Raw genomic sequence first — 6916 nt, forward strand, 5'->3', positions numbered from 1 at the left:
AAATAAAAAAGGCGAGTGTATGCAGTGGGAAAAATGGTTTGCGATTGAATGGCCGCAAGTGCTCGGTATTTCACTATCAGCGCTTGGATTATATTTGGGACTCATTGCGTTTACGCGACTGATGGGGCTACGCAGTTTTTCCAAGCTTTCAAGCTACGATTTTGCCATGACTGTTGCTATCGGTAGCATACTGGCGTCAACCATCTTATCTGACAGCCCATCTTTGGCGCAAGGCTTAGTCGCCGTTGCGATATTGTTTCTTATTCAAGGTACCATCTCTGTCATCAGGCGTAAGTCTAAGCCTCTAAAATCACTGATTGATAATCAAGCAATTATCTTAATGGCGCACGGAGAGTATTTTTGCGATAATTTAAAAGAAGCCAATCTGACCAAAAGTGACGTGCAAGAAGTATTGCGTAAGAATGGATTGAAAGCAAAGAGCGAAGTATTCGCTGTTATTATGGAAACGACCGGCGATATGAGTGTCATTAAGCAGGATAATACTGCACCCGACTGGTCACTGTTTGACGACATTCGTGACAGCCATTTGCTAATTAATGCTAACAATAAATCTGATAAACCGCCTAGACAATAAAAACTCGGAAGATGAAATCATAGTAAAGTAGGCATTAATTACAAGGCTGTCTCTGTTATAAAGGACGGTCGAGTTAGCGTATTCGAGCAAATTAATTCTCTATTTAGGCACTCATAGACAGTTTTTGCAACAATGGTGACAAATTTATGACGCATTATTCACGGCGTTGTCTTGACCTTAGCCCTGTGCTCACGCAAGATAGACGGGTCTGATAATAACGGTTGGCTTAGCTTTAGCAGGATTTAAGCGTTTGCTGGTATATTTTTATTATTGGTAAATACTTATAAAAGTAAATACCAATAATAAATCACGACTAGCGAATAATAAATATGATGCCGCGATATCTTGGGTGAGCGGCTTATACATATTTATGTTTAAATCTATGTTAATGTGGTAAAAACCTTTAGTAGTATTTTGAACGACAATTTGCACCATAGTTTGAAAAAAATGAACCTTTGGTTCTTAATTGGTAACTTTTAATTCATAACATTAATAAACGAGGAACGTATGAAAGCATTAGTAGCGGTCAAGCGTGTCATTGATTACAACGTAAAAGTTCGTGTAAAAGCTGATAATTCGGGCGTAGATTTATCTAACACTAAAATGTCAATCAACCCTTTTGATGAAATTGCTGTTGAAGAAGCCGTTCGTCTAAAAGAAGCGGGCGTGATTGATGAAGTCATCGTCGCCTCAATCGGTCCAAAAGAATCACAAGAGCAAATTCGTGCAGCTTTAGCCTTGGGTGCTGATCGTGGGATTTTGGTCGTATCTGACGAAAAACCTTATCCATTGCAAGTTGCTAAAATCCTTAAGAATATCGCTGAAACTGAGTCTACGGATATTATCTTATTAGGCAAACAAGCCATTGATGACGACAACAACCAAACCGGTCAGATGCTAGCAGCATTGATGGGTATCGGTCAGGGTACTTTTGCGTCAGAAGTAAAAGTTGAAGGCAGCAAAGTCAACGTCACGCGTGAAATCGACGGTGGTCTGCAAACCCTAGCACTTGAGCTCCCAGCGGTTATCACCACTGACTTACGCTTAAATGAGCCACGTTATGCTAAATTGCCTAACATCATGAAAGCGAAGAAAAAGCCACTTGATGAAAAAACACCTGCTGATTTCGGTGTCGATATGACTTCTAAGCAAGAAATTATCAAAGTCGTGCCACCTTCTGAGCGTAAAGCTGGTATCAAGGTAGGTTCAGTTGACGAGTTGGTCGATAAGCTAAAAAATGAAGCAAAAGTTATCTAAGGCGTGAGTCTTTTAATATTTTTCTACGGCATATCTTGTGCAAAATGATGTTATCTAAAAGGTTTCATATTTAAGCTGGATTGGTAAATCATTTTGTACACAAACAACCGCATGAATAGATGATACGAATAAATAAAGGATAAAAATAATGGCAATTTTGGTATATGCAGAACATGACAATGCCAGTCTAAAAAAGGCAACTTTGAACACGATCGCTGCTGCTAAGCAAATAGGCGATGACGTCCATGTATTGGTCGCTGGTAGCGGCGCGCAAGCAGCAGCTGACGCAGCCGCTAAAGCTGAAGGCGTAACTAAAGTACTATTAGCCGATAACGCCGCTTATGAGCATCAATTGGCAGGCAACATCGCCCTATTGGTTGCTGACATCGCTGGTGATTATAGCCATATCATTGCTGCTGCTACTACCACTGGCAAAAACTTTATGCCACGTGTCGCCGCTTTACTTGACGTGAGCATGTTGTCAGAAATCTCTGCGGTCGTAGATGCAAATACCTTTGAGCGTCCTATCTATGCAGGTAACGCCACGGCAACAGTTAAGACTTCAGAAGATAAAGTGGTTTTAACAGTCCGTACAACGGCTTTTGATCCTGTGGCAAGCGAAGGCGGTTCAGCATCTGTTGAGACACTGGATAATGTTCAAGATTTGGGTAAATCAAGCTTCGTCAATGAAGAGATGGCAAAATCCGACCGCCCTGAATTGACTTCAGCAAGCATCGTGGTTTCAGGTGGTCGTGCGCTAGCAAACGGTGAAAACTTCACTAAATATATCGAGCCGCTAGCTGATAAGCTTGGCGCTGCGGTTGGCGCATCACGTGCTGCTGTTGATGCAGGCTATGTACCAAACGATATGCAAGTTGGTCAAACAGGTAAAATCGTTGCACCAGACCTCTATATTGCAGCTGGTATCTCAGGCGCGATTCAGCATTTAGCGGGTATGAAAGATTCTAAAGTGATCGTTGCTATCAATAATGATCCAGAGTCTCCAATCGCTAGCGTTGCTGATTACTTCTTAGAAGCCGATTTATTTGAAGCATTGCCTGAGTTAACTAGTAAGATTTAATGATTAATTACTAGATAAGTAATTAAGCAAAAAAAACCCGCTATTTTTATAGCGGGTTTTTTTATTATCAAATCTAAAATTTTTTAATTTACTTAACAATATTAGCTATATTCCCTTTGTCGCAATGTCTCATACAAGCACAATGACCCTGCGATAGCGACATTCAGGCTTTCTTGCCCATTAGGCTGCGGCAAGGCAATAGGGGTCGCGCATTGCATTAGCTCGTCGCACACACCTTGGCCTTCATGTCCCATAATCCAAGCAATAGGTTTTTTTAAGTCGTGTTGATAAATGACCGTATCGGTATGTGAGCTGGTGGCAAATAGTGGCGTTTGTACATAATCTAAAATATCTTGCACGCTTAACCCTTCATAAATGGTAAGGGCAAACTGTGCGCCCATACCTGCTCTGAGCGTTTTTGGTGACCACGCTTGCGCTGTTGAACTGGTACAAAGTATATTTTTAATGCCAACCGCCGCCGCCGTGCGCAGTAGCGTACCGACATTGCCGCTGTCTTGGACATCGTTCAGAATCAAGCAGTCATCATTGATGGCTTTAATACTAGGCGTTGGAATGTTAATCAGCGCCATGATATCGATGCCAGTACCCAAACTACGAATACCTTCATACAGACTATCTGCTAAAGTCAAAATAGGTGTATAAGTCGGCAAGCGCGTCAAAAGCTGCTGAACTTCGGGATGTTGATGTGCCGATTCAGACAGCAATATTTGCACAAATGGGTAATCGCTACGCAGGGCGGCATCGATAAGATGTACGCCCTCGATGACGGTCTGACCTTGTTTCGTACGCTGGCGCGCTTGTGTCAATAAGCCTTTAACCAACTTGATACTGGTATTTTTATCTGAGGTAATCAGCTCGGTTGGATTTGCTACCATAATGGATCGCTTAAAAAATATGAAGAGTTTGAATAATCAGCGTAAAGGCGATCATTTATGCCGCTATATGCCGATTATTATCAAATTGGGTGCAAGTGATTTATTTATCAGTATGTTTTAAATGTAGATTTTTAACGTAATCGACTTCGTTTTTACTGCCAAGTACCACAGGGACACGTTGGTGAATATCCGTTGGTTCTATATCCAAGATACGCTGCACCGCGTCGGTAGCAGCGCCGCTCGCTCGCTCAATCAATAAGCTCATCGGATTGGCTTCATACATCAAGCGTAACTTGCCGGCTTTATTGGCATCTTTGGTGTCAAATGGATAGGTGAATAAACCGCCACGACATAAAATTCGATGCACATCGCCGACCATCGCCGCCACCCAACGCGTGTTAAAGTCACGGCCGCGTACGCCAGTCTTGCCAGCGATGAGCTCGTCGATATATTGCTGCATAGGCGCTTGCCAGTAGCGATAGTTTGAAGCGTTGATAGCGTATTCACTAGTATCCGCATCAATCTGAACATCCTCTTCTATCAGTACATAGTCATTGCTATCAGGGTCTAGGCTAAACATCACGACATTATCAGCGATGGTTAATGCCAGTACCGTAGAGGTGCCATATAGCAAATAACCGGCGGCTAGCTGTTGATTACCCGCTTGTAAAAAATCGCTATTTGCACTGATTTGACCTTGGCGTTGGTACGGTAGGATAGAGAAGATGGTACCGACGGCCATATTAATATCGATATTTGATGAGCCATCAAGCGGATCGAACAATACCAATAAACTACCATCAGCGTTGGCAGGGGTAGCATCGTCGAGCTCTTCTGAGGCAACACCTGCACAATGCGCGTTGTTTGCCAACGCCTCTAATAATAAATCGTTAGCTAAGACGTCGAGTTTTTTCTGCTCTTCACCTTGGACATTTTGATTACCTGCTTCGCCTAAGATATCTGCTAACGCCCCTTTTCTTAATAACTGCGAGATGGTTTTACCAACATTAGTCACAGTGGTAATTACGTCATTAAGTGCCGGGTTACTGGCATCAGCGTTTAGATAATTTGCTAAGGTTGTCATAAGGTTTCCTGATAAAGACGGTTAAAATAGATAGTATTAAAATAAGTACTTTTAAAAATAAGACCAATGAGAATAAAAATTAAATAGAAGTTTGAGAGACGGTTAGATCACCTTTAATTTGCCTAAATTTGGCAAATTTTTAAATACCCAGCAAGGCGTCTTTGTCCTGACCACAAAATCAGCTACACTAGCGCTATGATTATTTATTTATGGTGTTAATAAGTGGCTTTTGATAAGGTTTGCTATATGTCTAGAGCCATTGCTCACTAAGACGCCAAAAGCTATCTTTTAAGGTTGTTTGTCATTGCGCTAAATTGTAGCAAATAAGCGCCAAAATGTCCTTGTCTGTGTGCTTAACGAGCGTAAAACGCCTAAATAATGATAATCACCTCATATCACCTAACAATAAAGATGTGCCATTATGTCAAATTCTATCGATAGTCGCTCAACACCAACCGTTTCGCCGACTGATTATGCCAAGTTTGATCCTGAGACTATTCATCAAAAGCTCAACGCCTCGCTCAGTCGTCCGCAGCTCAATAACGATGGCAGTATTCGCCATTTCTTAGGGGTAGAGGGTTTAAGTAAAGCGCAACTGCAGGCAATTATTGCCAAAGCAGAGACATTTTTTGATGATAATGGGCAACTGATTAACCGCCCTGAGCTTGAAGGCTATACGGTGATGAATTTGTTTTTTGAGCCGTCAACGCGCACGCGTACAACCTTTGAAGTCGCCGAAAAGCGTCTTGGTGCCAATGTGCTCAATATCGATATTGAGCGCTCCAGTACCAAAAAAGGCGAGAGCTTGCGCGACACCTTATGGAATCTACAAGCGATGACGGCGGATATCTTTGTGGTACGGCATTCAGCGTCAGGCGCGGCGCATTTTATGGCAACCGAAGTGACGCCAGATATTGCTATTATCAACGGCGGTGATGGCTGGCATGCTCATCCGACGCAAGGTATGCTCGATATGCTGACCATTCACCGTGAAGCACCGCGCCCGTTTGAAGAATTGTCTGTGGCCATCGTCGGTGATATTAAGCATTCGCGGGTCGCACGCTCAGATATCAGTGCGCTGCAAACCTTGGGAGTTAAAGATATTCGTGTTTGTGCGCCGCGTACCTTATTACCCAAAGGTATTGAGCGTTTTGGCGTGCAAGTTTATGAAGATATGAACGAATGCGTCACCGACTGTGATGTCATTATGGGATTAAGAATACAAAATGAGCGTATCGGCTCGCCGCTGCTGGCGTCGTCGAGTGAGTATTATAAACACTATGGTATTACGCCTGAACGCCTAGCACTGGCTAAACCCGATGCGTTGGTGATGCATCCTGGGCCGATGAATCGCGGGGTTGAGATTGCCTCAAGCGTTGCCGATGGTGACCAGTCTGTTATTTTAAAGCAAGTAAATAATGGCATTGCGATTCGCATGGCAGTGTTATCGCTGGCTATGGAAGGTCAGCGCGCGCATCAAGCGGCGAGTCAATAATCCTCTGCTGCCCTATTTTAATTATCAAAAAGCGCCGTAAAACCATGTCCCTTCTAGGGCGTGGATATCAGGCGTCAGCTATTGTCGCTCAGCCTTAAAACAGACTTGTCAACCAAACTTATTAAGACCATAATCACTCTATGAAAACGCTCAAGTGTCGCATCAAAGACAAACACGCCAATCAGCTAAATAAACTGGCTGGTGCGGTTAATTTTGTGTGGAACTATGTGAATGATTTGAGTTTTAAGCATCTTCAACGCACCAATCATTTCTTTTCCGCTTATAATATTGCAGCTTATGTAAAAGGTAGTGGCGAGTTTTTGAATTTGCACAGTCAAACCTTACAAGCCATCACCGAAACCCATGCTAAATCTCGCAAGCAATTCAAAAAAGCCAAACTAAACTGGCGAACCAATAACCCAAAATCTAAGCGTAAATCACTTGGTTGGATTCCTTTTAAAAAAGCAGCAATCAAATACTTAGGTGTCAAAAAATCAGGAAAGAAAAG

At 42.7% G+C, this 6916-nt stretch carries 6 protein-coding genes and 1 pseudogene; 5 read left to right on the forward strand and 2 right to left on the reverse strand.

Annotated elements, in window-relative coordinates:
• The 3 genes from CXF58_RS00600 to CXF58_RS00610 form a co-directional block, all read left to right on the forward strand.
• Nucleotides 1–595 (forward strand): DUF421 domain-containing protein (locus CXF58_RS00600; protein WP_228706495.1); only part of this gene is annotated, 595 nt, incomplete at its 5' end.
• Nucleotides 596–1102: 507 nt separating this feature from the next.
• Complete coding sequence (locus CXF58_RS00605) at nucleotides 1103–1852, forward strand: electron transfer flavoprotein subunit beta/FixA family protein (RefSeq protein WP_068408412.1); 750 nt, start codon at nucleotides 1103–1105, stop codon at nucleotides 1850–1852.
• 148 nt (nucleotides 1853–2000) lie between these two features.
• Nucleotides 2001–2933: an electron transfer flavoprotein subunit alpha/FixB family protein gene (locus CXF58_RS00610; protein ID WP_102076260.1), complete on the forward strand. Its 933-nt coding sequence runs from the start codon at nucleotides 2001–2003 to the stop codon at nucleotides 2931–2933.
• A gap of 101 nt (nucleotides 2934–3034) precedes the next feature.
• Here CXF58_RS00610 and CXF58_RS00615 read toward each other — a convergent pair whose 3' ends face one another.
• Together CXF58_RS00615 and CXF58_RS00620 are read right to left on the reverse strand one after the other, a co-directional pair.
• Nucleotides 3035–3829 carry a TrmH family RNA methyltransferase gene (locus tag CXF58_RS00615; RefSeq protein ID WP_068406829.1) on the reverse strand — a complete coding sequence of 265 codons (795 nt, stop codon included), beginning with the start codon at nucleotides 3827–3829 and terminating at the stop codon, nucleotides 3035–3037.
• 100 nt (nucleotides 3830–3929) lie between these two features.
• The gene (locus CXF58_RS00620) at nucleotides 3930–4913 is read right to left on the reverse strand and encodes a class 1 fructose-bisphosphatase (protein WP_102076261.1); all 984 of its coding nucleotides are present in this window, start codon (nucleotides 4911–4913) and stop codon (nucleotides 3930–3932) included.
• 421 nt (nucleotides 4914–5334) lie between these two features.
• Here CXF58_RS00620 and CXF58_RS00625 point away from each other — a divergent pair, with 421 nt between their 5' ends.
• Together CXF58_RS00625 and CXF58_RS00630 are read left to right on the forward strand one after the other, a co-directional pair.
• Nucleotides 5335–6408 carry an aspartate carbamoyltransferase catalytic subunit gene (locus CXF58_RS00625; protein WP_102076262.1) on the forward strand — a complete coding sequence of 358 codons (1074 nt, stop codon included), beginning with the start codon at nucleotides 5335–5337 and terminating at the stop codon, nucleotides 6406–6408.
• Nucleotides 6409–6548: 140 nt separating this feature from the next.
• A pseudogene (locus tag CXF58_RS00630) lies at nucleotides 6549–6916 on the forward strand (RNA-guided endonuclease TnpB family protein); the annotation flags it as partial.

It is taken from the genome of Psychrobacter sp. Sarcosine-02u-2 (assembly GCF_002836335.1).
Lineage (GTDB): Bacteria > Pseudomonadota > Gammaproteobacteria > Pseudomonadales > Moraxellaceae > Psychrobacter > Psychrobacter faecalis.